This window comes from Saccharothrix ecbatanensis, assembly GCF_014205015.1.
In the GTDB taxonomy this organism is placed as follows: domain Bacteria; phylum Actinomycetota; class Actinomycetes; order Mycobacteriales; family Pseudonocardiaceae; genus Actinosynnema; species Actinosynnema ecbatanense.
Window position 1 is genome coordinate 9,135,061 of sequence record NZ_JACHMO010000001.1, and the last position, 24,423, is coordinate 9,159,483.

The window sequence follows — 24,423 nt, forward strand, 5'->3', positions numbered from 1 at the left end:
CGATGAAGGTCGAAGCACGCATTTTTGACTTGGTGATGGCGTTCTCGTTCCTGATGGCCGCCGTGTACGGCTACTGGACGTGGGCGGACACCGATCACGTCGAGCCGACCGGGACGGTGGCGCTCGCGCTGACCGGCGGGTTGGCGCTGATCGTCGGCACGTACTTCCGGTTCGTCGCCCGGCGCATCGAGGTGCGGCCCGAGGACAACGCCGACGCCGAGGTCAGCGACGGCGCCGGCGAGCTGGGCTTCTTCAGCCCGGGTAGCTACTGGCCGATCGGTCTGGCGGCGGCCGCCGCGACGGCCGGCCTGGCGCTGGCGTTCTGGCACATCTGGCTGCTGGTGATCGCGGTCGTGCTGGTGCTGATTGCCGTCGGCGGCCTGGTGTTCGAGTACCACACCGGTCCGGAACACGACTGACGCAAGGCTTTTCGCGGGGGCCACCTTTCGGGGTGGCCCCCGTTTTTTGCGTGTCAGGCCGCGTTCGAGGTCTGGTAGGTGTCCACGTACTCCTGGCCGGACAGCTCCAGGATGCGGTAGACGATCTCGTCGGTGACCGAGCGCAGCACCGGCAGGGACTCGTGCATGCCCTCGTAGCGGTCGAAGTGGAGCGGCGCGCCGAACCGGATGGTGACCGGGCTGATGCGCGGGATCTTGCGGTCCACCGGCTGCATCTTGTCGGTGCCGATGATGCCGACCGGGACGACGGGGGCGCCGGACTCCAGCGCCATCCGGGCGACACCCGTGCGACCGCGGTGCAGGCGGCCGTCCAGCGAGCGCGTGCCCTCGGGGTAGATGGCGAACGCGCCGCCCTCGGCCAGGATGCCCGTCGCGGTGTCCAGCGAGGCCCTGGCGGCCCTGCCGAGGCCGCGGCGGACGGGAACGTGACCCAGGGAGCCGAAGAAGTAGCGGGAGAGGGCTCCCTTGACGCCCTTGCCCTCGAAGTACTCCGCCTTGGCGAGGAACGAGACGCGGCGCGGGACGACCATCGGGATGACGACGCTGTCGATGAACGACAGGTGGTTCGGGGCCAGGATCACCGGACCGTCGGCGGGGACGTTCTCCAGACCTTCGACGGTCGGCCGGTAGACCAGCCGCGCCGTGGGCGCCACCACTCGCTTCATCACCGTGTAGAGCATGGTCACAGCATGACCGGCCCCCGTTACCGCGTGGTGAAAAGGTGGCAGTCATCTCCGACCTGGTGTCGGAGGTGCGCGGGTGGTGGTCGGCGGGTCGGTCAGGCGTCGGAGAGGGCGGCCATCAGCTCGGTCGAGCGCGCGGCCCACTTCAGGAGCAGGTCGCCCGCCGCGCCGGAGTCGATCGCCTCGGCGGCCCGGCCCATGGCGTTCGCGATGTCCGCGTGCAGGTCGCCCGACAGCCCGGCGTGCGTCGCCAGGGCGCCCGCCGCGTTGAGCAGCACCGCGTCCCGCACCGCACCCGGCTTCCCGGCCAGCAGTTCCCGCACGACCTCCGCGTTGACCGAAGCGTCACCGCCCTTGAGGTCCTCCGGCCGCGCCGCCGCGATACCGAGCACCGACGGATCGATCCGGTCCGTCCGCACCTCGCCACCGTCGACCACCCACACCGACGTGGTGGTGGTCGTGGTGATCTCGTCCATCCCGTCGTCACCGCGCACGACCAGCATCGTGTTGCCCCGACGCGCGAAGACACCCGCGATCAACGGCGCGAACGCCACCCGCGCGCACCCGACCAACCCGACCTTCGGCTGCGCCGGGTTCGTCAGCGGCCCGAGCAGGTTGAACGTCGTCGGGATGCCGATCTCCGCCCGGGGCGGGCCCGCGTGGCGGAAACCGGGGTGGAACACCCGGGCGAAGCAGAAGCCGACACCCAGCTCCTCCACCGTCTGCTGCACGCCCGACGGCGGCAGGTCGATGGCCACGCCCAACGCCTCCAGCACGTCCGCCGTGCCGCACTGGGACGACGCCGCGCGGTTGCCGTGCTTCACCACGGGCACGCCGGCGGCGGCCGTGACGATCGCGGCCATGGTCGAGATGTTCACCGACCCGGAGTTGTCACCGCCCGTGCCGACGATGTCCGCGGCACGTCCCTCGACGGTGAACCGGCGGGCGTGGCTGAGCATCATCGTGGCGATGCCGTCGACCTCTTCGGGCGTCTCGCCCTTCGCCCGCAGCGCCACCGCGAACGCGGCGATCTGCGCCGGGGTCGCGGCGCCGGACATCACTTGGTCCATGGCCCAGCCCGTGTCGTCCTGGGACAGGTCGACCCGGTCGATGAGCCGGTTCAGCAGCGACGGCCAGGTGCGCTCCACGGCGTCATCAGCCCCGGACGACCGGCAGGACCGTCGAGCGCAGCACCTCGGCCACGGTCTCGGCGGCGGCCAGCGGGTCGAGCGGGTGCACCAGCACCGCGTCCGCCTGCGACCACGTCGCCAGCCACCGGTCGTCCTTGCGGCGCACCGCCACGACGATCGGCGGGCAGTCGGTGATCTCGTTCTTCAGCTGCCGGGAGAGGCCCATGCCACCGGTCGGCTGCGCCTCGCCGTCCAGGATCGCCAGGTCGACACCGCCCTTGTCCATCTCGTACAGGACGTCGGCGACCGAACCCACCTCGACGTACTCGACGCGCCCCAGGTCGGGCGCCGGACGGCGGCCCACGGCAGTGATGATCGTCTCACGCACCTCGGGGCGGTGGCTGAACACCAGGATCCTGGTCGTCTGCGTGCTCATCGGCGCGGTCCTCCGGGTCGGGGTGCGAGGTGACGAAGATGTTATCCGGCCCACTCCCCGTGACTTGCAGTGCGTCCCACCCGATCCAGTCGCCGCCCAGCCGCTGCGCCAGCCCCGCCATCCGGGCCCGTTCCTGCGCGCAGTGCAACGCGTCGAGCCGCTGCACCCGCGACGCGTGCCAACGCCCGTCGAAACGCAGCTCCCAGCCGTCCTGCGCGAGCAGCTCACGCGCGCGTTCCACCTGGTCAGGCGGCAACTCGAGGTGGTGCCGCAGCACCGCGTCCTGATCCGCGCGCCACCGCGGCGACCGGGCCAGCGCGGCCGAGTCGGCCTCCGCGACGTCGAACGCCTCCACGACCACCGTCAACCCAGGTGAATCGATCTCCAGTGCGGGTACACCCCGCCGTGCGCGGCGATCACGCAACCGGCTCAACAACCCCATGACGTCCTCACCGCGCGTGTGACCCAGATGACCTGCGGACGTGCCCCGGACCCGATGGGCGTGTCGAAATCCTGCAAGCAATAATGCGTCGTGTGACAACGGCAGCGCCCTCCATCGGCCAGCGCGTGCACTCGCTGAACCGACCGAACATGGTCAGCGTCGGCACGATCGTCTGGCTGTCCAGTGAGCTCATGTTCTTCGCTGGGCTCTTCGCCATGTTCTTCACGGTGAAGGCCCAGAACGAGGGGCACTGGCCACCAGAGCCGACCCACCTGAACGTGCCTTACGCACTGTTCTTCACGATCATCCTGGTCGCATCCTCGTTCACGTGCCAGTGGGGCGTGTTCGCGGCCGAGCGGGGTGACGTGTTCGGTCTGCGTCGCTGGTACGTCGTGACGCTGATCATGGGTGCGATCTTCGTGGCCGGTCAGGCCGGGGAGTACATGACCCTCGTCAGCGAGGGCACGACCATCCCGGGCTCGGCCTACGGCACCGTGTTCTACCTGACGACCGGCTTCCACGGCCTGCACGTGATCGGTGGTCTGATCGCGTTCGGCTACCTGCTGGTCCGCACGAAGCTGAGCAAGTTCACGCCCGCGCAGGCAACCTCCGCGATCGTCGTGTCGTACTACTGGCACTTCGTCGACGTCGTCTGGATCGGCTTGTTCGCCATCATCTACATCGTGCCCTGACCAGCTCGAACCCCGAACTCACACCAGCAAGGGTTGCCGCACACATGACCACCAACACCACACGGGCCGGGAAGCGCGGCACGAAGCTGCGCAGGCGGATCTCGGGTCTGCTCGCGCTGGGCTTCGCGCTGCTGGCCGCCGGCTTCCTGTTCAGCGCCCTCGCGCCGCAGCCGCAGACCGCGCAGGCGCAGGACGACCCGGCGCAGGTGCGACTGGGCGAGCAGCTCTACAACAACGCCTGCATCACCTGCCACGGCACGAACCTGGACGGCGTCCAGGACCGCGGCCCCAGCCTCATCGGCGTGGGTGAGGCGGCCGTGTACTTCCAGGTGTCGTCCGGCCGCATGCCGATGGCGCGGCAGGAGGCGCAGGCCCTGCGCAAGCCCACCAAGTTCACGCCGGAGGAGGTGGACGCGCTCGGCGCGTTCATCCAGTCCCGCGGCGGCGGCCCGCAGACGCCCGAAGAGCGCGGCGAGGCGCTGCGCGGCGAGGACCCGGCCCGCGGTGGCGAGCTGTTCCGGCTCAACTGCGCGGCGTGCCACAACTTCACCGGTCGCGGCGGGGCGCTGTCGTCCGGCAAGTTCGCGCCCGAGCTGGACGGCGTGTCCGAAGAGCAGCTGTACACCGCGATGCTCACGGGCCCGCAGAACATGCCGAAGTTCTCCGACCGGCAGCTCACGCCGGAGGAGAAGGAAGACATCATCGCTTACATCAAGTCGGTGACCGACGGGAACAACAACCCCGGCGGCGCCCCCCTCGGCGGCCTAGGGCCGGTATCGGAGGGTCTGATCGCGTTCATCGTGGGTATCGCCGCCCTGGTCGGCGTGACCCTCTGGATCGGAGCCAAGGCATGAGCGGCGTGACGCCGAACGAGCTGCCCGACGAGGCGCAGCTCGCCGGGATGAGCCGGGACGAGCTGGTCAAGCTCGGCGCGAACATGGACGGCGTCGAGCTCGTCCACTACGAGGACCGCTGGCCGGTCAAGGGCACCCGCGCGGAGAAGCGCGCCGAGCGCCAGGTCGCCCTGTGGTTCGCCATCGCCGCGATCTCGGGCCTCGCGTTCCTGGTCGCGTTCATCTGGTGGCCGTGGAGGTACGAGGCGCCGCACTCCACCGACCACCTCCTGTACAGCCTGTACACGCCGGTCATCGGCTTCACGCTCGGCCTGTCCGTGCTGGCCCTCAGCATCGGCGCGCTGCTGTACACGAAGAAGTTCATCCCCGAGGAGCTGGCCGTCCAGCAGCGCCACGACGGCGGGTCGGGCGAGGTCGACAAGGCCACGGTCATCGCCGAGCTGGCCGACGTCGGCGCGCGCTCCACGCTGGGCCGCCGCGGGCTCATCAAGAAGACCGCGGGCCTCAGCATCGGCGTGTTGGGCCTGGGCGTCACGGCCGTGCCGCTCGGCGGTCTGATCAAGAACCCGTGGGCCGACAGCGACTCGAAGGACTCGCTGTGGCACACGGCGTGGAAGTCCGAGAACGGCGAGAAGGTCTACCTGCGCCGGCACACGGGCAACTTCCACGACGTCGCGCTGGTGCGCCCGGAGGACCTGGACGCCGGTGGTTTCGAAACGGTGTTCCCGTTCCGTGAGTCGGAGCGTGACGACGATGAAGCCCTGGTCCACGCGTTGAAGCGGTCCGACAGCCCGGTGATGCTCATCCGCCTGCGCCCGAACCAGGCGGTGGTCAAGCGCGCCGGCCAGGAGGACTTCAACTACGGCGACTTCTACGCGTACTCGAAGATCTGCACGCACCTCGGGTGCCCGACTTCGCTGTACGAGCAGCAGACCGGCTTGCTCCTCTGCCCCTGCCACCAGTCGCAGTTCGACGTCTTCCACTACGCCAAGCCGCGGTTCGGTCCGGCAACTCGTGCCCTCCCGCAGCTTCCCATCACGGTGGACGAGGACGGATACTTGATTGCCCGCAGCGACTTCATCGAGGCTGTGGGTCCGGCGTTCTGGGAGCGTAAGTCATGAGCGGCATCACGACACCCACGAAGCGGCAGGGCCTCATTTCCCGTGCCGCGGGTGGCACCGCGAAGTGGGCTGACGACCGAGTCCCCGTGGCCGGTGGCCTGCGGCGACAGCTGAACAAGGTGTTCCCGACCCACTGGTCGTTCATGCTCGGCGAGATCGCCCTGTACAGCTTCATCATCCTGCTGCTGTCGGGCACCTACCTGGCGCTGTTCTTCGACCCCTCCATGGAGGAGGTCGTCTACAACGGCAGCTTCGTGAACCTTCAGGGCATCGAGATGTCCCGGGCGTTCGAGTCGACCCTGCACATCTCGTTCGAGGTGCGCGGCGGTCTGTTCGTGCGCCAGGTGCACCACTGGGCCGCGCTGCTGTTCATGGGCGCGATCGTGGTGCACATGCTCCGGGTCTTCTTCACCGGCGCCTTCCGGCGTCCGCGTGAGATCAACTGGGTCATCGGCGTCGTGCTGTTCCTGCTGGGCGCGATCGAGGGCTTCCTCGGCTACTCGCTGCCCGACGACCTGCTGTCCGGCACGGGCCTGCGGGTGATGGCGGCGCTGCTGATCTCGTTCCCGGTGGTCGGCACGTGGATCAACTGGCTGGCGTTCGGCGGCGAGTTCCCCGGCATGGAGATCATCCCGCGGCTCTACACGCTGCACATCCTGGTGATCCCGGGCATCATCCTGGCGCTGATCGCGGTGCACGTGGGCCTGGTCTGGTTCCAGAAGCACACCCAGTTCCCAGGGGTGGGCCGCAAGGAGACCAACGTCGTCGGCGTGCGCATCATGCCGGTGTTCGCGGCCAAGGGCGGCGCGTTCTTCGCGGTGGTCATCGGCGTCACGGCGATCATGGGCGGCATCTTCCAGATCAACCCGATCTGGAACTTCGGCCCGTACAACGCGGCCCAGGTGTCGGCGGGCGTGCAGCCCGACTGGTACATGGGCTGGACCGACGGCCTGATCCGACTGTGGCCGGCGTGGGAGCTGTACCTGGGCAACTACACGGTGCCGGCGGCGTTCCTGCCGTTCCTCCTGGGCCTGCCGCTGCTGACCGGTCTCGCCGCGGTGTACCCGTGGATCGAGCGCAAGATGACCAAGGACTACGCGCACCACAACCTGTTGCAGCGTCCGCGCGACGTGCCGGTCCGGACGTCGCTGGGCGCGATGGCGATCTCGTACTTCATGGTGCTGCTGCTCTCGGGCGGCAACGACATCATCGCGATGAAGTTCGACATCTCGCTGAACGCGATGACGTGGATGGGCCGCATCGGCATGCTCCTCGTGCCGCCGCTGGCGTACTTCATCACGTACCGCATCTGCATCGGTTTGCAGCGCGCGGACCGCGAGGTGCTGGAGCACGGTGTCGAGACGGGCATCATCAAGCGCCTGCCGCACGGTGAGTTCATCGAGGTCCACCAGCCGCTCGGCCCGGTGGACGAGCACGGCCACCCGCTGCCCCTGACGTACCAGGGTGCTCCGGTGCCGAAGAAGATGAACAAGCTGGGTTCGGCCGGTCACCCGGTTCCGGGCAGCTTCCTGACGCCGGACGCGCCGGAGGAGACCGCCGCCGTGGCCCGTGCGCGGGCGGAGCGCGGTGTCTCGGCGGACGCGATCAGCGGCGAGAACAAGCCCGCGGGCGAGTTGGCCGGGAAGCCGTCCCAGCCCGAGGACTGACAGCACCACCGAAAGGGCCCCGCACCTCATCGAGGTTGCGGGGTCCTTTTGCGTCTCGCCCCTCGGATACCGAAGGGCGCCTATCGCCCACTGCCGAGTCGGGTGGCCGAACCGGGCTCAGCCGGCCGGGCACGCGAATCAGCGTTAGGCGTCCGGGCAGACGGATCAGCGTCAGGCGTTCGGGCGCGTGAATCAGGCGTCCCGGGCAGGCAAGAGCTGCCGGCCAGACGTGCCGCGGGCGCGTTCTCAGGCGTCTTCGAGGCCGATGGCGAACGCGGCGTCCGTGTCGCGCTTCGAGTACGACCGGAACGAGATGTGGGTGTCCGTGTTCAGCACACCGGGCACCTTGGAGATGTGGCCGGGCACCAGGTCGGCCAGGTCCTCGTGCCGGGCGACCTTGACCAGGGCGATCAGGTCGACGTCACCGGCGCACGAGTAGACCTCGGTGACGCCCTCGATGTCGGCGATCGCCTGCGCCGCGTCCGGAATGCTCTCGGCGGCGGCCTGGATCAGCACGATCGCGGTGATCACAGCGGTCCTCCACAAGTCGTCGGGGTATCGACCGACCACATGCTAGTGGCCCGCCACCCGATACTGGTCGCGACCGGCCTCTGCCCGCGCCACCCATTCCCGCCACGCCCCGGCGGCGAACGCGGGCGACCTCCACGGCTCCTCGCAGTACACGAGCCGGGTGCCCGGCCGGTCCATCCACCGCAGCACCACGCCGACCTCCTCGGCGGGCGCGCCGAACAGCGGACCGTCACCCGGGATCACCGTCTCGGCGGACGCCACCAGCGCGTCCACCACCGGCATCGGACGGACGCCGCGCCGCGCCACCCCCGCCGACGCCAACCGCCCGTGCCGCACCACGGCGAACTCCCACCCACCGGACCCGTCGGAACGCGCCGCCACCACCTCCGGCAGCGCGGCCAGCCCCGCCAGCCGTTGCGCCCGGTCCAAAGAGCGCACCAACGACGACATGCGGTCACGACGGTTGGCGGCGTCCTCGAAGCGGTGGGCGGCGGCGAGCGCGTCGATCTGCACGGTCAGCCCGTGCAACGGCGTCACGTCCGCCCCCGCGACCAACCGCCGGAACGCCTCGGCAGCGGGGGAGTACTCGTCCACCGACTGCCGTCCCGCGCACGGCGCCTTGCACCGGCCCAACTCCAACAGCGCGCACGGCGTGGCGGACGCGTTGCGCGCCGGGATCCGCAACGAGCACGCCCGCAGCGGCACGGCCTCCAACATCGCCTCCAGAGCCGTCTCGGCGAGCCTCCGCGACCGGAACGGCCCGAGCGCGCCGTCCCGAGCCGTGCGGACCACGGAGAGGCGCGGAAACGCCTCGTCCGTCAGCACGAGCCACCACGCCTGCCCCTGGTTCTTGGAACGCCGGTTGTAGGCGGGCTTGTGCGCGGTCAGCAGCCGCAGCTCCCGGACCTCCGCCTCCAACGAGTGCGCGCACTCCACCGCGTCCACCCGCACCGCCAGCGAGACCATCTCCCGCAGCCGCTTCCGGCCTTCACTGGCGGTGAAGTACTGCCGCACCCGCCGCCGGAGGTCGGACGCCGTGCCGACGTACAGCACCTCCTCCGACGGCCCGCGGAACAGGTAGACGCCGGGCGTGGACGGCAGGTCCGCGGCGAGCGTCCGCTTGCGCCGCTGCGCCGGCGTGACCTCGGGCAGGTAGGCGACCAGCTCCTCCAGCGAGTGCACCCCGACCGACCCGACCCGCTCCAGCAGGTGGTGCAGCACCTCGACGGTCGCCTGGGCGTCGATCAGCGCCCGGTGGTTCGGCTGCACGGCCACCCCGAACAGGTGCGCCAACGCGGACAGCCGGCAGCTCGGCGCCTCGTCCCGGCTCAGCACCCGACGGGCCAGCTTCACCGTGCAGACGACGGTCGGCTTGGGCCACGGGTACCCGTAGCGGGCGCAGGCGGCCTTGATGAAACCCACGTCGAACCCGGAGTTGTGCGCCACCAGCACAGCCCCGGCGGCGAACTCGAGGAACGCGGGCAGCACCGTGCCGAGCCGGGGCGCGCCGGTCACCATCAGCTCGGTGATCCCGGTCAGCGCCACCACCTGCGGCGGGATGCCGCGCTCGGGGTCGACCAGCGTCCCGAACTCGCCGATCACCCGACCGCCGCGCACCTTCACCGCGCCGATCTCGGTGATCGAGTCGCCGTCGGCCCGGCCGCCGGTGGTCTCCAGGTCGAACACGACGAACGTGACCTCGCGCAGCGGGGTGCCCAGTTCGTCAAACGTGAGCTGAGTAGTCATGGCGCGCGCACCGTATCCCCGGGCACCGACATATCCGGGCCCAACGGACCCGCGCGAGGTCGCGTCGAGCCCTCGACGCCGGAGGCGGCGCGGTTCAACACCGTCCGACACCTGCTTTAACCTGTACTGATGCAGGACCCGATCGCGCCGGCGGACAGTGCCGACGACCTGGGGGGCGAGGAGCCCGAGCAGGTCGTCGAGTCCACTGTGGATTGGTCTGCGCTGCCCGAGCCGTTGCGGTCGCGGCTCGCCGAGCTGAGCGCGGATGCGTTGGGGGAATTGGCGAAGGTCGACGTGCCGCAGTCCTTGCGCGCGGTGGCGCGGTTCGCGCCGACGAAGCGGGCGCGGCTGGGTGGGCCGGCGCTGCTGAGCGGGTTGAAGTCGTCCTCGAACTTCCGCGCCGCCGTGGTCGAGTGGCTCCAGCGCAACCGGCCGGCGGCGCTGGAGGTCACCTCCCCGGACCCGGTGGCGGCCGGCGCGGCGGCGGTGCTCCAAGGCGACGAGGTCGCGGGGCACTTCATCGAGCTGATCGGCAGGCGGGCCGCGGACGCGTCGCTGCGGTCCGAACGGGACCTCGCCGTGCAGCGCGCGGAACGGCTCGAAGCGGAGTTGGAGCGGCTCAAGGCGGAACGGGCCGAGGCGGGCGGCGTGGCGGACAAGATCCGCGAGGAGGCCGACGTCGAGTTGGAACGGCTCCGCAAACGGTTGCGGGAGCAGGGCGTGCGGCTGCGTGAGGCCAAGGACCGGGCCGAGTCGGCGTCGGCCGAGGTCGAACGGGTGCGGGCGGACGCGGAGTCCGAGGTGCGCCGGTTGGCCGCCGAACGGGACCGCGAGCGTGAACGCGCCGAGAACGAGCGCGCCAAGGCGCAGCGGGCCTTGGCGGACGCCGACGTGGCCCGCCAGTCCGCCAAGGAGGCCCGTCAGGCCGACGAGGTGCGGTTGGCGCTGCTCGTCGACACCCTGGACGGCGCGGTGAACGGCCTGCGCCGCGAACTGGCCCTCGGTGGCGCCGGCCCGCGGCCCGCGGACCTCGTCCGGGGTGCGAGCGCGGCGCAGGGCGTGGTCGGGCGGGTGGAGGACCCGGCGGCGTTGGACCGGTTGCTGGCGCTGCCCGCCGTTCACTTGATCGTGGACGGCTACAACGTGACCAAGACGGGCTACCCGGAGCTGTCGCTGTCCGATCAGCGGGACCGCCTGGTGCACCAGTTGGCCGTGTTGGCGGCGCGCACGGGCGCCGAGGTGACGTTGGTGTTCGACGGCGCCGGCGTGGTCGCCGTGCCGACGTCCGCGCCGCGCGGAGTCCGTGTGCTGTTCAGCGATCCGGGCGTGTTGGCGGACGACGTGATCAGGGCGTTGGTGACCGCCGAGCCGGAGGGTCGTCCGGTCGTCGTGGTGACGTCCGATCGGGCGGTGGCGGACTCCGTCCGGCGGCGGGGCGCGCACCCGGTGCCGTCCGCGGTGCTCCTGGCCCGCTTGGGCCGGGTGTGACACAGATCGTGTTTTTAACACCACCGGCGGTCACACGACCAGGTCACGGCTAGGCCGTTCGGGAGTCAACGATTTCCCGCAACGATTTCCTTGCTCTGCCAGTGGACTCCGGGGCTCACTTTTCGTAACCTAGCCGAGATCTCGCGGCGAGCATGCGGTCCATCCTGGACGGCGACGCGGGTTCACCGCCGAATCGGCCTGTCGGGGGACCGAGCCGGAACTCGATCAAGAGTACTTGTCGGGCTGCTCCATGCGTCCGATCGGCAGGCGGTTCACACGAAGGAGACACACGCGACTGTGGCGTCGCAACGACTCAAGCGCGGCCTGCGCGGGGCGATGGCGGCCACGGCGGTGGCCGCTGCCGCGGTGGGCGCACTGCCCGTACCCGCCGTAGCTCAGCCGAACACCCCCGCGAACGCCTCCGAGGCGCTGAAGAAGTACAACGAACTGGCCGAGCAGGCCACCAAGCTCAACGAAGAACTGCTGCGCGCGGAAGAGAACCGTGCCGCCAACCAGGGGAAGCTGGACGAGGCGAACGCCGCCCTCGCCCAGGCGACCCAGGCCGGCGACCAGGCGAAGGTGGACGAGGAGAACTTCCGCGTCCAGGTCGACAAGCTCACCGAGGCGTCGTTCGAGGGCGCCCGGTTCAACCAGCTGTCCGCGTTGCTGGTTTCCGACTCCCAGCAGGACTTCCTGAACCGCATGTCGGCGCTCGGCGTGCTGGCGTCGGACAACGAGGAAGCCCTCGACCGGCTCGCCGGCGCGGTCGACGCCGCCGAGGACGCGCGCCAGAAGGCCGCAGCCGCACAGGGCGCTGCCCAGGCCGCGACCGACGAGGCCGTGCGGATCGCCGAAGAGGTCAAGAAGCGCAAGGGCGAGCTGGACGGCCAGGTGGCCGAGGTCAGGACCCAGCTCAACCGGCTGACCGCCCAGGAACGCACCGTTCTGAGCAACCCGGGCGAGAAGCCCAACGTCGCCGTGCCCGCGGGCGCGGCCGGTCAGGCGCTCCAGTTCGCGCTGGACCAGATCGGCGACATGTACCAGTACGGCGCGACGGGCCCGAACGTCTGGGACTGCTCGGGTCTGACGTCGAAGGCCTACGCGGCGGCGGGTGTGGCCATTCCGCGCACCTCCGGTGGTCAGGCCGGCGCCGGTAGGTCGGTCAGCCGCGGCGAGGTCACCGCGGGCGACCTGATCATCTACAACGGCGGCATGCACGTCGGCATGGCGGTGGACAACGGTCGTGTCGTGCACGCTTCGACCGACGGCGTCCCGGTCAAGGTCGTGTCGCTCGAAGCTCCCGGCAGCATCTACGCCATGCGGCGCATCGCGGGCTGACAGCGGTCGTCCGGCAGGGCCATCCTGAACGTTGGGGTGGCCCTGCCGATGACTTTGGAGGCTCGTGAGCCGCTATCGGGTGCTGCTGGCCGCTTTGGTGGCCGTGACGTTCCTCGCCGGGCTGGGCGTTGCCGCGGTCCCGGTGAGCCCGTCCGCACCCTCGGCGTCCGCCGACACGGTTGCCTCACCTCGGGCGGACGCGATCCGGTCCCTGCTCGAACGGCGGGCGCGGGCGTTGCTGGAGCGCGACGAGACGGCGTTCACCGCCGACCTGGACCCGTTGGCCGACCCCGGGTTCCGGCAACGGCAGCGCGACCTGTTCCGCAACCTCGCCGCCGTGCCGCTGGCCGAGTGGGACTACCTCCTGGAAGGCGAGACCGACGTCTCGTCGCTCGCCCTGCCCGCCGGCGAGTCGTGGGCGCCGAACGTGCGGCTGTCCTACCGGCTGCGCGGCGTGGACGTGGAGCCCAGCAGCCAGGGCATGGCCTACCTGTTCACCAAACACGGCGGCCGGTGGTACCTCAACTCCGACACGGCTCTCGAACCGGTCGGCAAGCGCACTTGGCGCGGGCCGTGGGACTTCGGGCCGTGTCAGGTGCTCACCGGCACCGGCGGGTTCGTGCTGAGCCACCCCGGCGGTGAGGCGCTGGCCGCGCGGGTGCTCGCCGAGTTGGACGGCGCGGTGACGGCCGTGACCGAGGTGTGGGGTCCGGCGTGGTCGCGTCAGGTGGCCGTGCTGATCCCCGGCAGCGTGGACGAGATGCGCGCGCTGGTCGGGCCGGGTTTCGCCACCGGGTCGATCGCGGGCGTCGCGGTGGCCGACCGGGTGGACCCCGACACGCACACCGCTCGTGGTCAACGGGTGGTGCTGAACCCGGACAGCGCGGGCGCGTTGTCGCCGTTGTCGCTGGGGGTGCTGCTGCGGCACGAGATCACGCACATCGCCGCGCGCGGTGAGACCGTGGACGGCGCGCCGATGTGGGTGCTGGAGGGTTTCGCGGACTACGTGGGGTATCGGCGCAGTGATGTGCCGCCGCGCAAGGCCGCGCCGTTGCTGGCGGCGCAGGTCCAGCGGGGGGTGCCCACCGCGTTGCCGACCGACGCCGACTTCCGCGGTGAGGCGATGGAGTTGGCGTACCAGCAGTCGTGGTCGCTGAACCTGTACCTGGCGTCCACTTTGGGCGAGCCGGGGTTGGTGCGGCTGCACCGACGGCTCGCGCGGGTCCCCGTGTCCGAAGTGGACGGCGTGTTGCTTGAGGTCACGGGGCAGGACACGGCGGGTCTGGTGCGGGGGTGGCAGGACTTCCTGCGGCAGACGTTCCCGTGAGGAGGCGGTCCCGTAACGTGGATGCGTGCGTCGGACCCTGTTGGTGACCAATGACTTCCCGCCCCGGCCCGGCGGCATCCAGGCCTACCTGCACGCGTTGGCCGTGCGGCTGCCCGAGTTGGTGGTGTACGCGCCGTCGTGGGAGTCGCCTTCCGGTTCGCACCCGGCGTTCGACGCCGTGCAGCCGTTCGAGGTGGTGCGGCATCCGGGGACGTTGATGCTGCCCACGCCCGACGTTCTGCGGCGTGCGTCGGACATCCTGCGTGGAGCGCGCTGTGACGCCGTGTGGTTCGGGGCGGCGGCGCCGTTGGCGTTGATGGCGTCCCGGCTGCGGGCGGCGGGTGCTTCGCGGGTGGTGGCGTCGACGCACGGGCACGAGGTCGGGTGGTCGATGCTGCCGGGGGCGCGACAGGCGTTGCGGCGGATCGGGTCCGACGTGGACGTGGTGACGTTCGTGAGCCGGTACACGCGGTCGCGCTTCGCTGCGGCTTTCGGTCCGTTGGCGGCGTTGGAGCACTTGCCTTCGGGTGTGGACACGTCGGTCTTCAAGCCGGACGCCGCCGCTCGGGAGTCGCTTCGGGCGCGGTACGGGTTGGGTGACCGGCCGGTGGTGGTGTGCGTGTCGCGTCTCGTGCCGCGGAAGGGGCAGGACGTGCTGGTGCGGGCGTTGCCTGAGATCCGGCGGCAGGTGCCCGACGCGGCGTTGCTGCTGGTGGGTGGTGGACCGTACCGGGGGACTTTGGAGCGCCTGGCCGCTTCGGTCGGGGTGTCGGAGCACGTGGTGATGACCGGGTCCGTGCCGTGGGAAGAGCTGCCGGGGCACTACAACGCGGGTGACGTGTTCGCCATGCCGTGCCGGACGCGCGGTCGTGGGCTGGACGTCGAGGGTCTGGGCATCGTGTACCTGGAGGCGTCGGCGACCGGGCTGCCGGTCGTGGCGGGGCGTTCGGGTGGGGCGCCGGAGACCGTGCGCGACGGGGTGACCGGGCGTGTGGTGAACGGACGTGAGGTGGCGGAGGTCGCCAACGCCGTCGCTTCGCTCCTGGCCGATCCCGGCACCGCCGCCAAGATGGGCGCCGCCGGGCGTGAGTGGGTCACCGCGAGCTGGCGCTGGGACGTCCTGGCCGACCGCCTCGCCGGCTTGATCAACTCCTGAGCGTTGAATTCAGGGGTCCCGAACGTAGGACCTCTGAATTCAACGTTCGGAACGGGTGGTGGGGTCGGACAGGGCGGCGTGGACGGCGGCCAGTTCGGTCCGGGCGGAACGCTCGGTCACGCGCAGGCCCAGGTTCGCGGTGAGGGTGACGGCCTCGGTGGCCAGGGTCTCCGCCTCGGTCGGCTCGCCCAGAAGACGCCGGACGCCGGCCAGTCCGACGAGGGCACGCGCCTCACCCGGGAGGTAGCCGATCCGACGCGCCTTCGTGAGGGCCTGCTGGAACTGCTCGTCGGCGGTGCGGAGCGAGCCCAGGCCACGGTTCGCGGACGCCATCACCACCAGCACGTTCGTGGTGATCCGCTGGTCGCCGTCCTCCCGCAACTCCGTCAACGCCTGATCCGCCAACGCCAGCGCCTCGGCGTGCTCACCCAAGTCCAGCCGCACGGACGCGACGGTCTCCAACACCCGTGCGGTGGACTCGCGGCAACCCATGTCGGCCGACAGGCGCAGCGCCTCGGAGAGGTGGGTGAGCGCGCGCCGCGGCTCGCCCATCAGCTGCGACGCCACACCGAGCAACGTCAACGCGCTGATCTCACTGGCCCGCATACCGTGCTCGACGCTGATCGCCAGCGCCTCGCCGAGCAGGTCCGCCGCCTCGGCCAGCTCACCGGTCTCGATCGCCAGCACGCCCAACCCGGTCAGCACACCCGTCTCACCCGACCGCGGCGCACCGGACTCGCGCTTCAACGCCAGGCACGTCTCCAGGTCGTCGCGCGCCCCCGCCATGTCGCCGGCTTCCATCCGCACGACGCCCAGGTAGCTGCGCACGCCCGCCTCCGACGCCAGGTCACCGGACGTCCGGTGCAGGTCCACCGCCCGCGTGTAGTGCGCGATGGACGTGTTGAAGTCGCCGAGCCGCCAGTGCAACGTGGCCAGGTTCTGGTGCATCGCCGCTTCACCCGCCACGTCACGCTGCTCGTGCGCCGCGTCCATCCCGTACCGCGCCGTCGACAGCCACTCGGAGACGTGCTTGCCGATCCACAGGTACCCGCGCAGCCCGTCGGCCAGCCGCCACGACACCGCGGCCGGCCCCCGTTCCGCCGCCGAACGGATCGCCGCGGTCAGGTTCGCCCGCTCCGCGTCCAGCCACGCCCGCGCCTGCGCCGCCGTCTCGACCCGCGGCAACCGCACCGCCCGGCCGACCGTCGCGGGCAGCCGCATCAGGTCCGGGTACAGCAGCTCCGCGCAGTGGTCCACCGCACGCACGTAGAACTCCAGCACCCGAACCCGTGCCGCGCCCACGTCCGGCTCGACGTCCGCCACCTCGGCGGCGAACCGCGCCAGCTCGTCGTGGAACGCGTACCGCCCCGACCCGGAACGCACGAGCCGCGCCTTGGTCAGCTGGTCGAGCAGGGCCGCGGCCTCGTGCACCGGCAGGTCCGCCGCGTTCGCCGCCGCCTCGGTGGTGAAGTCCGGCCCCGGCACCACGCTCAGCAACGCGAACAACCGCCGTGCGGCCGGAGGAAGCGTGGCGTGCGCGAGCTCCAGCGGACCGCGATCGCGCAGCCGCTCCAGGTACCGCGACACGGAACCGCCACCGACCGCCGCCGCCGCGATGTCCAACGTCAACGGCAGGTGCCCGCACCGCCGCGCCAACTCCTCCGCCGGCTGCCCCGACCGCCGCAGCAGCGTCAGCGACTCGTGCGGCTCGAACACGTCCAGCCCCACCCGGCGGGCGCCGTCCACGGCGATCAGGCCACGCAGGTCGTCCCGGCTCGTCACCAGCACCGGGCAGCTCGCCGCGCCGGGCAGCAGGGGCCGCACCTGGTCAGGGGCGGCGGCGTTGTCCAGCACCAGCAGCATCCGCCGACCGGTCAGCAACGACCGGAACAGCGTGCTCTGCTCGTCCACGTCCACCGGGATCTGCTCCGGCGGCACGCCGAGCGCCCGCAGGAACCGGGTCAGCACCTCCACCACCGGCATCGCCGGCCCGGACGCGTAACCACGCAGGTCGACGTACAGCCGCCCGTCCGGGAACCGGTCCCGCAGCCGGTGCGCCACGTGCACCGCCAACGCCGTCTTGCCGACCCCGGGCACACCGGTCAACGCCACGATCGGCACGGCGGTCCGCGGCCCGTCCGGCGCGATCAGCCGGGAGATCCGGTCCACCAGCTCGGTCCGACCGACGAACCCCGGCACGTCCGGCGGCAGCTGGTCCGGCCCCGGGTCGGTCTGTTCGGCGGGCGCGGCCAGGCTCGGGTCGCCGACCAGGATCGCCTGGTGCAGCTCGCGCAGCGCCAGCCCGGGTTCGACGCCGAGCTGATCGCCCAGCATCCGGTCGACCCGGCGGAACGCCTCCAGCGCCTCGGCCTGCCTGCTGCCCCGGTACAGCGCCACCATCAGCTGCGCCCAGAACCGCTCACGCAGCGGGTGGTCCGTGGTCAGCGATCGCAGCACCGGCACCAGCCGCTCGTGGTTGCCCAGCGCGAGTTCGACGTCGTTGCGCTCCTCGTGCACCACCAGCAGCCGTTCGGCCAGCCTCGGCACGGTTCCGTCGCGCAGCGCGTCCGACGGCACGTCCGACAGCGCCGTGCCGCGCCACAGCGCCAATGCCTGCGCGTACAGCTCGGCCGCGTCCGCCAGGTGCCCGGACTGGGCGGCCTGCCGGGCGAGGCCGGCGGTGGTGGTGAACCGGTGCACGTCCACCTGTTCCGGCGGCACGACCAACCGGTAGCCGTCCGAAGTGGTCCGGATCAGGGACGGGTCGCCGAGGAGCTGCCGCAGCCGCATGACGTAGGTCTGCAACGTGCCGCGCGTGCGGGCGGGAGGGTCGTCGCCCCACAGGAACGAGACCAGTTCGCCAATTGAGACGACCCGGCCGGCGCGCAGTGACAGCGCGGCCAGCAACGCCCGGTGCTTACCCGCGCGCACGGACACCGGTTGACCATGTATGCGCACTTCAAGGGGGCCTAGAAGGCCGAACCACGGCCCAGCGCCCATCCGTTTGCGTCCCCTCGTTCCGCCTCCCCCCGGCACAGCCTAGGACGGGCGCTGACGGCGCGAGTCACCGCCGCGTCAGCGATACGACAGCGCGCTCCTGCACTCTTGGAGATGTCCCGGTTGGGGGACCGGGACAACAAAACTTCTCGGGTCCGCGTCATGCGGATACGCGATCACTGGGGGTCGAGTGGCCCGCACCGAACAGGTGCGGGCCACTCGTCTTATCCGGTCGGAGGAGCCGAAACTCAGTTCGCGTAGATCGCTTCGATGTCCTGCTTGAAGGTGCTGGCAACCACCGAGCGGCGGAGCTTGAGGCTCGGGGTCATCTCGCCGCCGGCCTCGGTGAAGTCGACCGGCAGGATGCGGAACTTCTTGATCGCCTCCGCCTTGGACACCGACAGGTTGGCCTCGTCCACCGCGGCCTGGATCTCGCCGCGCAGCGTCTCGTCGTCCACCATCTCCGCCACGGTCGCCGACGCCGACTTCCCGTGCTGTTCCTTCCACGTCGGGAAGAACTCCGGGTCGACCGTGATCAACGCGCCGATGAACGGCTGCGCGTCGCCGACCACCATGCACTGGCTGATCAACGGGTGGGCGCGGAGGCGGTCTTCGAGGACGGCGGGCGAGACGTTCTTGCCGCCGGCCGTGACGATGATCTCCTTCTTGCGCCCGGTGATCCTGACGAAACCGTCGTCGTCCAGCTCGCCGAGGTCGCCGGAGTGGAACCAGCCGTCCTCCAGCGCCTCCGCGGTGGCCTGCTCGTTGTTCCAGTAGCTGCGGAACACGATGTCGCCCTTGATCAGGATCTCGCCGTCCTCGGCGATGCGCACCGACGTGCCGATCACCGGCCGGCCCACCGTGCCCACCCGGAACGCCGCCTTGGTGTTCACGCTGGCCGCCGCGCTGGTCTCGGTCAGGCCGTAGCCCTCCAGCACCGGCACGCCCACACCGCGGAAGAAGTGGGCCAGCCGCTCACCGAGCGGCGCGCCGCCGGACACCGCCGCGATGCACCGGCCGCCGAGCGCCGCCTGGAGCTTGCTGTAGACGAGCTTCGAGAACACCGCGTGCTTGACCTTGAGCCCGAGGCCCGCGCCGCCGGTGTCCTGCGCCTGGCTGTACTGCACCGCGGTCGCCTCGGCGGCGTCGAAGATCTTGCCCTTGCCCGCCGCGTGCGCCTTCTGCTTCGCGCCGTTGTAGACCTTCTCGAACACGCGAGGCACGGCCACGACGAACGTCGGCCGGAACGACTGGAGGTCCGGCACCAGGTTCTTCACGTCCCAGGTGTGGCCCATGGTGACCCGCGTGTAGACGCCCGTCACCGACAGGGCGCGGGCCAGGATGTGGGCCAGCGGCAGGAACAGCAGCAGCGAGTTGCCCGCCCGCATGAGCTCCGGGAACGCCGCGAGCCCGCCGCGCACCTCGGCCAGCAGATTGCGGTGGGTCAGCTCGCAGCCCTTCGGGCGGCCGGTGGTGCCGGAGGTGTAGACGATCGTCGCGGTGTCGTCCGCGCTGACCTCCTTGCGCCGGGCCCGCGCGTCGTCGTCGGACACCGTGGCGCCCAACGCGGTCAGCTCGTCGATCGCGCCCGCCGCGTCACCGGAGGGGCCGTCGATCTGCCACACGTGCCGCACCTCGGGCAGGCCGGACACCACCGAGTCCACCGTCGCGCGGTGGTCGGAGGTCTCCACGAACACGGCCTTGGCCGAGGAGTCGGACAGGATCCACTCGACCTGCTCCGCGGAGGAGGTCTCGTAGATCGGGACCACGATCCCGCCCGCGTGCCAGATGGCGAAGTCGAGAAGGGTCCACTCGTAGCGGGTCTTGGACATCAGCCCGACCCTGTCGCCGACCTGGATACCCGCCGCGACCATGCCCTTGGCCACGGCCAGCACCTGGGCGGCGAAATCACGGGCGGTGACGTCCACCCATGTCCCGTCCACGCGGCGGCGGAAGCTGACGGCGTTGCCGAAGCGCTCCGCGTTCGCCCACACCATGTCGGTGAGGTTCTCCTCGGCAGCCACAGTGGCGGTGGCGGGGACGCTGAACTCGCGCACGTCGACCTCCGGACGATTCGTTTGTTACCGGTGGGGAAACTTAGCCTGTGATTCCGGCGATACACCAGGCTGGTGGGCACTTCCGTAACCGTGTCGTGGCACTCTTCCCATCCGTGCCCAGTGTCGACGTCGTGGACGAGACGTTCCTCGCAGTGCCTCCGGACGTGGTTGCCGCCGCCTTCGCGCCGCCCGCGGCATGGGCGGCATTCTGGCCCGACCTGACCCTCGACGTCTACGCCGATCGGGGGACCGAGGGCTTCCGCTGGACGGTGGCGGGCGCGCTGGTCGGAACGATGGAGGTGTGGCTGGAGCCCATCATGGACGGCACCCTGTTGCACTACTTCCTCCGTGCCGACCTGCCTGGGGACGCCTCTGACCAGCGGGTACGGCGTGAAGTGCGCCGCCGTCAGCTGGCCGCCAAAGAGGTCTCGCTCGGCCTGAAAGTGATCTTGGAGGAGGGTCGGCCGCCCGGAGTCCCACCCCTTCTGCCGTAGATTTGGGTCTTGTGCGGGTTCACGTCGTCTCGGACGTCCACGGCAACGCGGAGGCACTGGCCCGCGCCGGGGACGGTGCCGACGCGCTGGTGGTGCTGGGTGACCTGGTCGATTTCGTCGACTACTACGACCACGGCAAGGGCATCCTGGGCCGGGTGTTCGGCGCGGAGAAGGTCGAGGTGTTCGCCCGGCTGCGGCGCGGCAGGCTCGGCGCCGAGACGGTCCGCTACATGCGGTCGCTCTGGGAGAGCCTGGACAACGCCGCGGACGTCGTCCAAGAGGCGATCGTCGAGCAGTACACCGAGCTGTTCGGCGCGATGAGCGCGCCCACCTACGCCACGCCGGGCAACGTGGACAGCCCTGAGCTGTGGCCGAGGTTCGCCCGCGACGGCGTGCACATCCTGGACGGACAGGCCGTCGACATCGGCGGGCTGCGGTTCGGCTTCGCGGGCGGCGCGCTGCTGCACCCCGGTTTCGTGCCGAACCGGCGCGGTCCGTGGCGGCCCTACTTGCGCACCGAGGACGAGTTCGGCGCGGCGTTGGCGGGGCTGGGCGAGGTCGACGTCCTGTGCACCCACGTGCCGCCCGCGGTGGCCGAGCTGACCTACGATGTGGTCGCCCGCCGGCCGGAGCTGGGCTCCACGTCGCTGCTGAAGGTGATCGAGCGCGACCGGCCGCGGTGGTCCGTCTTCGGGCACGTGCACCAGCCCATGGCGCGCAGGGTGCGGGTCGGCTGGACCGAGTGCGTCAACGTCGGCCACTTCCAGCGCAGCGGCACGCCCCACGTCCTGCGTTGGTGAGCAGAACTACCGGGTAGCCTCCCGGACATGGCCGACGAGTCCACCCAGTCCATCGTCATCGACGCGACGCCCGAGGAGATCGTGGCGGTCATCGCCGACTTCGACGCCTACCCCCAGTGGGCCAACGGCGTGAAGCGCACCGAGGTGCTGGAGACCGGGGCGGACGGCCGCGCGGCCCAGGTCAGGTTCAACATCGACCAGGGCCCGATCAAGGACGAGTACGTGCTCGCGTACGACGAGTGGTCCACGAAGAAGATCTCGTGGCACCTGGTCAAGGGCCAGATGCAGAAGTCGCAGGAGGGCAGCTACGCGCTGACCCCCAAGGGCGGCTCGACCGAGGTCACCTACACCCTCTCGGTGCAGCTGATCGTGCCGATGATCGGCCTGTTCCGCCGCAAAGCCGAGAAGATGATCATGGACACCGCGCTCAAGGAGCTCAAGCGGCGGGTGGAAAACGCTGGATGAGCGCCCGCCTGCTGCTCTTCACCGGTAAGGGCGGGGTCGGCAAGACGACCTTGGCCGCCGCCACCGCCGCCGCGCTCGCCGCCGGTGGCCGCAAGGCGCTGGTCGTGTCCACCGATCCGGCGCACTCGCTCGGCGACGCGCTGGGCGTGCCGCTGTCCGGTCACGTCACCGAGGTCGAGGGCAGCCTGCACGCGGCCCAGATCGACCCGCGCGCGCTCGTCGACGACGCTTGGCGCGATCTTCGCGGACACCTCCGGACCGTGCTCGCGGGTGCGGGCGTGGACGAGTTGGACGCCGAGGAGCTGACCGTCCTGCCCGGCGTCGAGGAGCTGCTGGCGTTGTCCGAGGTGCGCCGGCTGGCGAGCGGCGGACCGTGGGACGTGGTGGTCGTGGACTGCGGTCCGACCGCCGAGACGTTGCGCCTGCTGGCGTTGCCCGAGGCGTTCGCCTCCTACCTGGAACGGCTGTTCCCGACCCACCGGCGGGTGGTGCGCGGGCTGCTGGCCGGTGTCGCGGGCAGCGGCACGGCGGAGAAGTGGGACGCCACCGCCGACGCGCTCGGCAGGTTGGCGGAGGACCTCGACCAGCTGCGTGGCCTGCTGACGGCGCCGTCGACCAGCGTGCGGCTCGTGCTGACCCCCGAACGGGTGGTCGCGGCGGAGACCAGGCGGACCGTGACGGCGCTGGCGCTGCAGGGCATCCGGGTGGACGGCGTGGTGGCGAACCGGGTCGTGCCGGATCCGGGCGCGGACAGCGGTCCGGCGGCCGAGTGGCTGCGCACGCGGCGGACCGAGCAGGACGCGGTGCTCGCCGAACTGGCCGACCTCGGGTCCGTGCGCACGGTGGAGCACCGGGCCGCCGAACCCGTCGGCACGACCGCGTTGCTGGACGTCGCCGAAGGCCTCTACCAGGGGCGGGACCCGCTGGAGGGCTCCGCCGCCGCCGAGCCGCTGCTGGAAGTGGTGCGCTCCGGCGAGCTGGAGTACACGCTGCGCGTCGCGCTGCCGGTCGGCGACTCTTCGCTCGACCTGGCGCGGGTGGGCGACGACTTGGCCGTCACCGTGGACGGCAGGCGCCGGCTCATCGCGCTGCCGTCGCTGCTCAAGCGCTGCGTGGTGACCGGCGCGGAGCTGGACGACACCGGGTTGGCGGTGCGGTTCGCACCCGACCCCGATCTGTGGATGCGGTGAGGCACGTGGACTCGAAGCTGGCCGAGGAGCTGCGGCTGCTGCTGGACGCCGCCGCCGAGCGGGCGCAGCCGTGGCTGCACCGGATGGCCGCCGAGGGCGAGCACGACACCCGGAGCTGCGGCTGGTGCCCGTTGTGCAACGCGGTGGCGTTGGCCCGCGGTGACCGGTCGGAGCTGGCCGCGAAGGCCGCCGAGCACGTGGCCGGGCTGATCACGGTGCTGCGGGCGGCGTTGGCCGAGCCCGTGCCGCCGCCCGCCGATTCGGGGGAAGAGGAGCGGAAGCCGCGCGTCCAGCACATTCCCGTGGTCCGGCGGGGCAAGGGGTCGCAGTGCTGACTGTCGGCGTCGACGTCGGCGGGACGAGCGTGCGCGCGGGTGTGGTCGACGGCGACGGCGCGGTCCTCGACACGGCGCGTGCGGCCACTCCCAGCGGTGAAGAGGCGCTGGAGGAGGCGATCGGCGCGGCCGTCGCCGAGTTGGCGGCCCGGCACGACGTGGCCGCGGTCGGCCTGGCGGTGGCGGGGTTCGTCGCGTCGGACCGGATGACCGTGCGGTTCGCGCCGCACCTCGCGTGGCGGCAGGCGCCGGTGGCGGAGCGGATCTCGAAGCGCGTCGGCATGCCGGTGGTGCTGGAGCACGACGCGAACGCCGCCGCGTTGGCCGAGTACCGGTTCGGCGCGGCGCGTGGGGCGAAGATCGCCGCCCTGGTGGCGATCGGCACCGGGATCGGCGGGGCGCTGTTGATCGACGGCCAGGTGTTCCGCGGCGCGTACGGCGTCGCGCCCGAGCTTGGTCACCTGCGGCTGGTGCCGGACGGTCGGCCGTGCCCGTGTGGCAAGAACGGCTGCTGGGAGCGGTATTGCAGCGGCACGGCGTTGAGCACGACGGCGGTGGAGCTGCTGGCCCGTCACCCCGGCATGTCGACGGTGCTGGCGCGTGAGGCGTTGGGCGATTCGCGGGCGGTGACCGGGCGGCGGGTGGCGGGCGCGGCGCGGGACGGCGACCCGTTGGCGCAACGTGCGATGGCCGACCTGGCGCGGTGGCTGGGGGAGGGGTTGGCGCTGGTCGCGGACGTGTACGACCCCGAGGTCGTGGTGATCGGCGGTGGCGTGTCGGAGTCCGCGCCACTGTTCCTGGACGACGCGCGGGAGCACTACGCGGCCGTGGTGACCGGGGCCGGGCACCGGCCGTTGGCGCGCATCCGGACCGCCCAGCTCGGTGACGACGCGGGCATCGTCGGGGTGGCCGCGCTGGCGCGTGACGTGGCCGGCCACACGGCGCGCAACGGGCGACCCCGGTGACCGCAATGGGCCACTTGACGGCTCGCTCCGCGTAGCATCGCGGCATGCGCA

22 protein-coding genes and 1 pseudogene are annotated in these 24,423 nt (G+C 71.2%); 15 read left to right on the forward strand and 8 right to left on the reverse strand.

Annotated features, from left to right (window positions below; translation table 11 throughout):
• Positions 1–2 precede the first annotated feature (2 nt).
• On the forward strand, positions 3–419 hold the full coding sequence (locus F4560_RS40805; protein WP_184928359.1) for a cytochrome c oxidase subunit 4: 417 nt from the start codon (positions 3–5) through the stop codon (positions 417–419).
• 53 nt (positions 420–472) lie between these two features.
• Here F4560_RS40805 and F4560_RS40810 read toward each other — a convergent pair whose 3' ends face one another.
• From F4560_RS40810 to F4560_RS40825, 4 genes and pseudogenes are all read right to left on the reverse strand, one after another.
• Positions 473–1,138, reverse strand: a complete 666-nt coding sequence (locus tag F4560_RS40810; RefSeq protein ID WP_184928360.1) for a lysophospholipid acyltransferase family protein — start codon at positions 1,136–1,138, stop codon at positions 473–475.
• 98 nt (positions 1,139–1,236) lie between these two features.
• Positions 1,237–2,289: an anthranilate phosphoribosyltransferase gene (trpD, locus tag F4560_RS40815; RefSeq protein WP_184928361.1), complete on the reverse strand. Its 1,053-nt coding sequence runs from the start codon at positions 2,287–2,289 to the stop codon at positions 1,237–1,239.
• A 7-nt stretch (positions 2,290–2,296) separates the two neighbouring features.
• Entirely contained in the window at positions 2,297–2,707 is a 411-nt protein-coding gene (locus F4560_RS40820) for an amidohydrolase family protein (protein WP_184928362.1), read from the reverse strand.
• Positions 2,708–2,756: 49 nt separating this feature from the next.
• Positions 2,757–3,149, reverse strand: a pseudogene (locus tag F4560_RS40825) (hypothetical protein); the annotation flags it as partial.
• 83 nt (positions 3,150–3,232) lie between these two features.
• Here F4560_RS40825 and ctaE point away from each other — a divergent pair.
• The 4 genes from ctaE to qcrB are packed head-to-tail and all read left to right on the forward strand — an operon-like array spanning position 3,233 to position 7,483.
• On the forward strand, positions 3,233–3,841 hold the full coding sequence (ctaE, locus tag F4560_RS40830; RefSeq protein ID WP_184928363.1) for an aa3-type cytochrome oxidase subunit III: 609 nt from the start codon (positions 3,233–3,235) through the stop codon (positions 3,839–3,841).
• 44 nt (positions 3,842–3,885) lie between these two features.
• On the forward strand, positions 3,886–4,695 hold the full coding sequence (gene qcrC, locus F4560_RS40835) for a cytochrome bc1 complex diheme cytochrome c subunit (RefSeq protein WP_184928364.1): 810 nt from the start codon (positions 3,886–3,888) through the stop codon (positions 4,693–4,695).
• A complete protein-coding gene (gene qcrA, locus F4560_RS40840; protein WP_184928365.1) occupies positions 4,692–5,816 on the forward strand; it encodes a cytochrome bc1 complex Rieske iron-sulfur subunit in 1,125 nt (374 codons plus the stop codon). Before qcrC ends, qcrA begins: the two co-directional genes overlap by 4 nt.
• A complete protein-coding gene (gene qcrB / locus F4560_RS40845) occupies positions 5,813–7,483 on the forward strand; it encodes a cytochrome bc1 complex cytochrome b subunit (RefSeq protein WP_184928366.1) in 1,671 nt (556 codons plus the stop codon). The genes qcrA and qcrB overlap by 4 nt, the downstream gene beginning before the upstream one ends.
• Before the next feature lie 246 nt (positions 7,484–7,729).
• Here the strand turns inward: qcrB and F4560_RS40850 are convergent, their stop codons facing one another.
• Both F4560_RS40850 and F4560_RS40855 read right to left on the reverse strand, forming a co-directional pair.
• Complete coding sequence (locus tag F4560_RS40850) at positions 7,730–8,014, reverse strand: Lrp/AsnC family transcriptional regulator (RefSeq protein ID WP_158840431.1); 285 nt, start codon at positions 8,012–8,014, stop codon at positions 7,730–7,732.
• Positions 8,015–8,056: 42 nt separating this feature from the next.
• Positions 8,057–9,760, reverse strand: coding sequence for a DEDD exonuclease domain-containing protein (locus F4560_RS40855; RefSeq protein ID WP_184928367.1), 1,704 nt, complete (start codon positions 9,758–9,760; stop codon positions 8,057–8,059).
• A 129-nt stretch (positions 9,761–9,889) separates the two neighbouring features.
• Here F4560_RS40855 and F4560_RS40860 point away from each other — a divergent pair, with 129 nt between their 5' ends.
• The 4 genes from F4560_RS40860 (at position 9,890) to F4560_RS40875 (ending at position 15,069) form a co-directional block, all read left to right on the forward strand.
• Positions 9,890–11,248, forward strand: coding sequence for an NYN domain-containing protein (locus F4560_RS40860; protein ID WP_184928368.1), 1,359 nt, complete (start codon positions 9,890–9,892; stop codon positions 11,246–11,248).
• A 297-nt stretch (positions 11,249–11,545) separates the two neighbouring features.
• Positions 11,546–12,586, forward strand: coding sequence for a C40 family peptidase (locus F4560_RS40865; RefSeq protein ID WP_184928369.1), 1,041 nt, complete (start codon positions 11,546–11,548; stop codon positions 12,584–12,586).
• A gap of 64 nt (positions 12,587–12,650) precedes the next feature.
• Positions 12,651–13,913: a hypothetical protein gene (locus tag F4560_RS40870; protein WP_184928370.1), complete on the forward strand. Its 1,263-nt coding sequence runs from the start codon at positions 12,651–12,653 to the stop codon at positions 13,911–13,913.
• A 25-nt stretch (positions 13,914–13,938) separates the two neighbouring features.
• Positions 13,939–15,069, forward strand: coding sequence for a glycosyltransferase family 4 protein (locus F4560_RS40875; RefSeq protein ID WP_184928371.1), 1,131 nt, complete (start codon positions 13,939–13,941; stop codon positions 15,067–15,069).
• Between the two features lie 39 nt (positions 15,070–15,108).
• Here F4560_RS40875 and F4560_RS40880 read toward each other — a convergent pair whose 3' ends face one another.
• Complete coding sequence (locus tag F4560_RS40880; RefSeq protein WP_184928372.1) at positions 15,109–18,006, reverse strand: AfsR/SARP family transcriptional regulator; 2,898 nt, start codon at positions 18,004–18,006, stop codon at positions 15,109–15,111.
• Positions 18,007–18,314: 308 nt separating this feature from the next.
• Positions 18,315–20,123, reverse strand: a complete 1,809-nt coding sequence (locus tag F4560_RS40885; RefSeq protein ID WP_184928373.1) for an AMP-dependent synthetase/ligase — start codon at positions 20,121–20,123, stop codon at positions 18,315–18,317.
• Between the two features lie 113 nt (positions 20,124–20,236).
• Between F4560_RS40885 and F4560_RS40890 the strand changes: the two genes are divergently transcribed.
• The 6 genes from F4560_RS40890 to F4560_RS40915 are packed head-to-tail and all read left to right on the forward strand — an operon-like array spanning position 20,237 to position 24,372.
• Positions 20,237–20,617: a polyketide cyclase / dehydrase and lipid transport gene (locus F4560_RS40890; RefSeq protein ID WP_312869786.1), complete on the forward strand. Its 381-nt coding sequence runs from the start codon at positions 20,237–20,239 to the stop codon at positions 20,615–20,617.
• A gap of 11 nt (positions 20,618–20,628) precedes the next feature.
• Complete coding sequence (locus tag F4560_RS40895; RefSeq protein ID WP_184928375.1) at positions 20,629–21,417, forward strand: metallophosphoesterase family protein; 789 nt, start codon at positions 20,629–20,631, stop codon at positions 21,415–21,417.
• Between the two features lie 27 nt (positions 21,418–21,444).
• Positions 21,445–21,882 carry an SRPBCC family protein gene (locus F4560_RS40900; protein ID WP_033437211.1) on the forward strand — a complete coding sequence of 146 codons (438 nt, stop codon included), beginning with the start codon at positions 21,445–21,447 and terminating at the stop codon, positions 21,880–21,882.
• Positions 21,879–23,072, forward strand: a complete 1,194-nt coding sequence (locus F4560_RS40905; RefSeq protein ID WP_184928376.1) for an ArsA family ATPase — start codon at positions 21,879–21,881, stop codon at positions 23,070–23,072. Before F4560_RS40900 ends, F4560_RS40905 begins: the two co-directional genes overlap by 4 nt.
• A gap of 5 nt (positions 23,073–23,077) precedes the next feature.
• The gene (locus F4560_RS40910) at positions 23,078–23,407 is read left to right on the forward strand and encodes a hypothetical protein (protein ID WP_184928377.1); all 330 of its coding nucleotides are present in this window, start codon (positions 23,078–23,080) and stop codon (positions 23,405–23,407) included.
• Positions 23,401–24,372, forward strand: a complete 972-nt coding sequence (locus F4560_RS40915; protein ID WP_184928378.1) for an ROK family glucokinase — start codon at positions 23,401–23,403, stop codon at positions 24,370–24,372. The genes F4560_RS40910 and F4560_RS40915 overlap by 7 nt, the downstream gene beginning before the upstream one ends.
• Positions 24,373–24,423: the final 51 nt, after the last annotated feature.

Bases quoted from the DNA above. Each gene is read 5' to 3' on its own strand.
- F4560_RS40805 (WP_184928359.1), top strand. From the start codon at position 3: ATGAAGGTCGAAGCACGCATTTTTGACTTGGTGATGGCGTTCTCGTTC.
- F4560_RS40810 (WP_184928360.1), bottom strand. From the start codon at position 1,138: ATGCTCTACACGGTGATGAAGCGAGTGGTGGCGCCCACGGCGCGGCTG.
- F4560_RS40820 (WP_184928362.1), bottom strand. From the start codon at position 2,707: ATGAGCACGCAGACGACCAGGATCCTGGTGTTCAGCCACCGCCCCGAG.
- ctaE (WP_184928363.1), top strand. From the start codon at position 3,233: ATGCGTCGTGTGACAACGGCAGCGCCCTCCATCGGCCAGCGCGTGCAC.
- qcrC (WP_184928364.1), top strand. From the start codon at position 3,886: ATGACCACCAACACCACACGGGCCGGGAAGCGCGGCACGAAGCTGCGC.
- qcrA (WP_184928365.1), top strand. From the start codon at position 4,692: ATGAGCGGCGTGACGCCGAACGAGCTGCCCGACGAGGCGCAGCTCGCC.
- qcrB (WP_184928366.1), top strand. From the start codon at position 5,813: ATGAGCGGCATCACGACACCCACGAAGCGGCAGGGCCTCATTTCCCGT.
- F4560_RS40855 (WP_184928367.1), bottom strand. From the start codon at position 9,760: ATGACTACTCAGCTCACGTTTGACGAACTGGGCACCCCGCTGCGCGAG.
- F4560_RS40860 (WP_184928368.1), top strand. From the start codon at position 9,890: ATGCAGGACCCGATCGCGCCGGCGGACAGTGCCGACGACCTGGGGGGC.
- F4560_RS40900 (WP_033437211.1), top strand. From the start codon at position 21,445: ATGGCCGACGAGTCCACCCAGTCCATCGTCATCGACGCGACGCCCGAG.
- F4560_RS40905 (WP_184928376.1), top strand. From the start codon at position 21,879: ATGAGCGCCCGCCTGCTGCTCTTCACCGGTAAGGGCGGGGTCGGCAAG.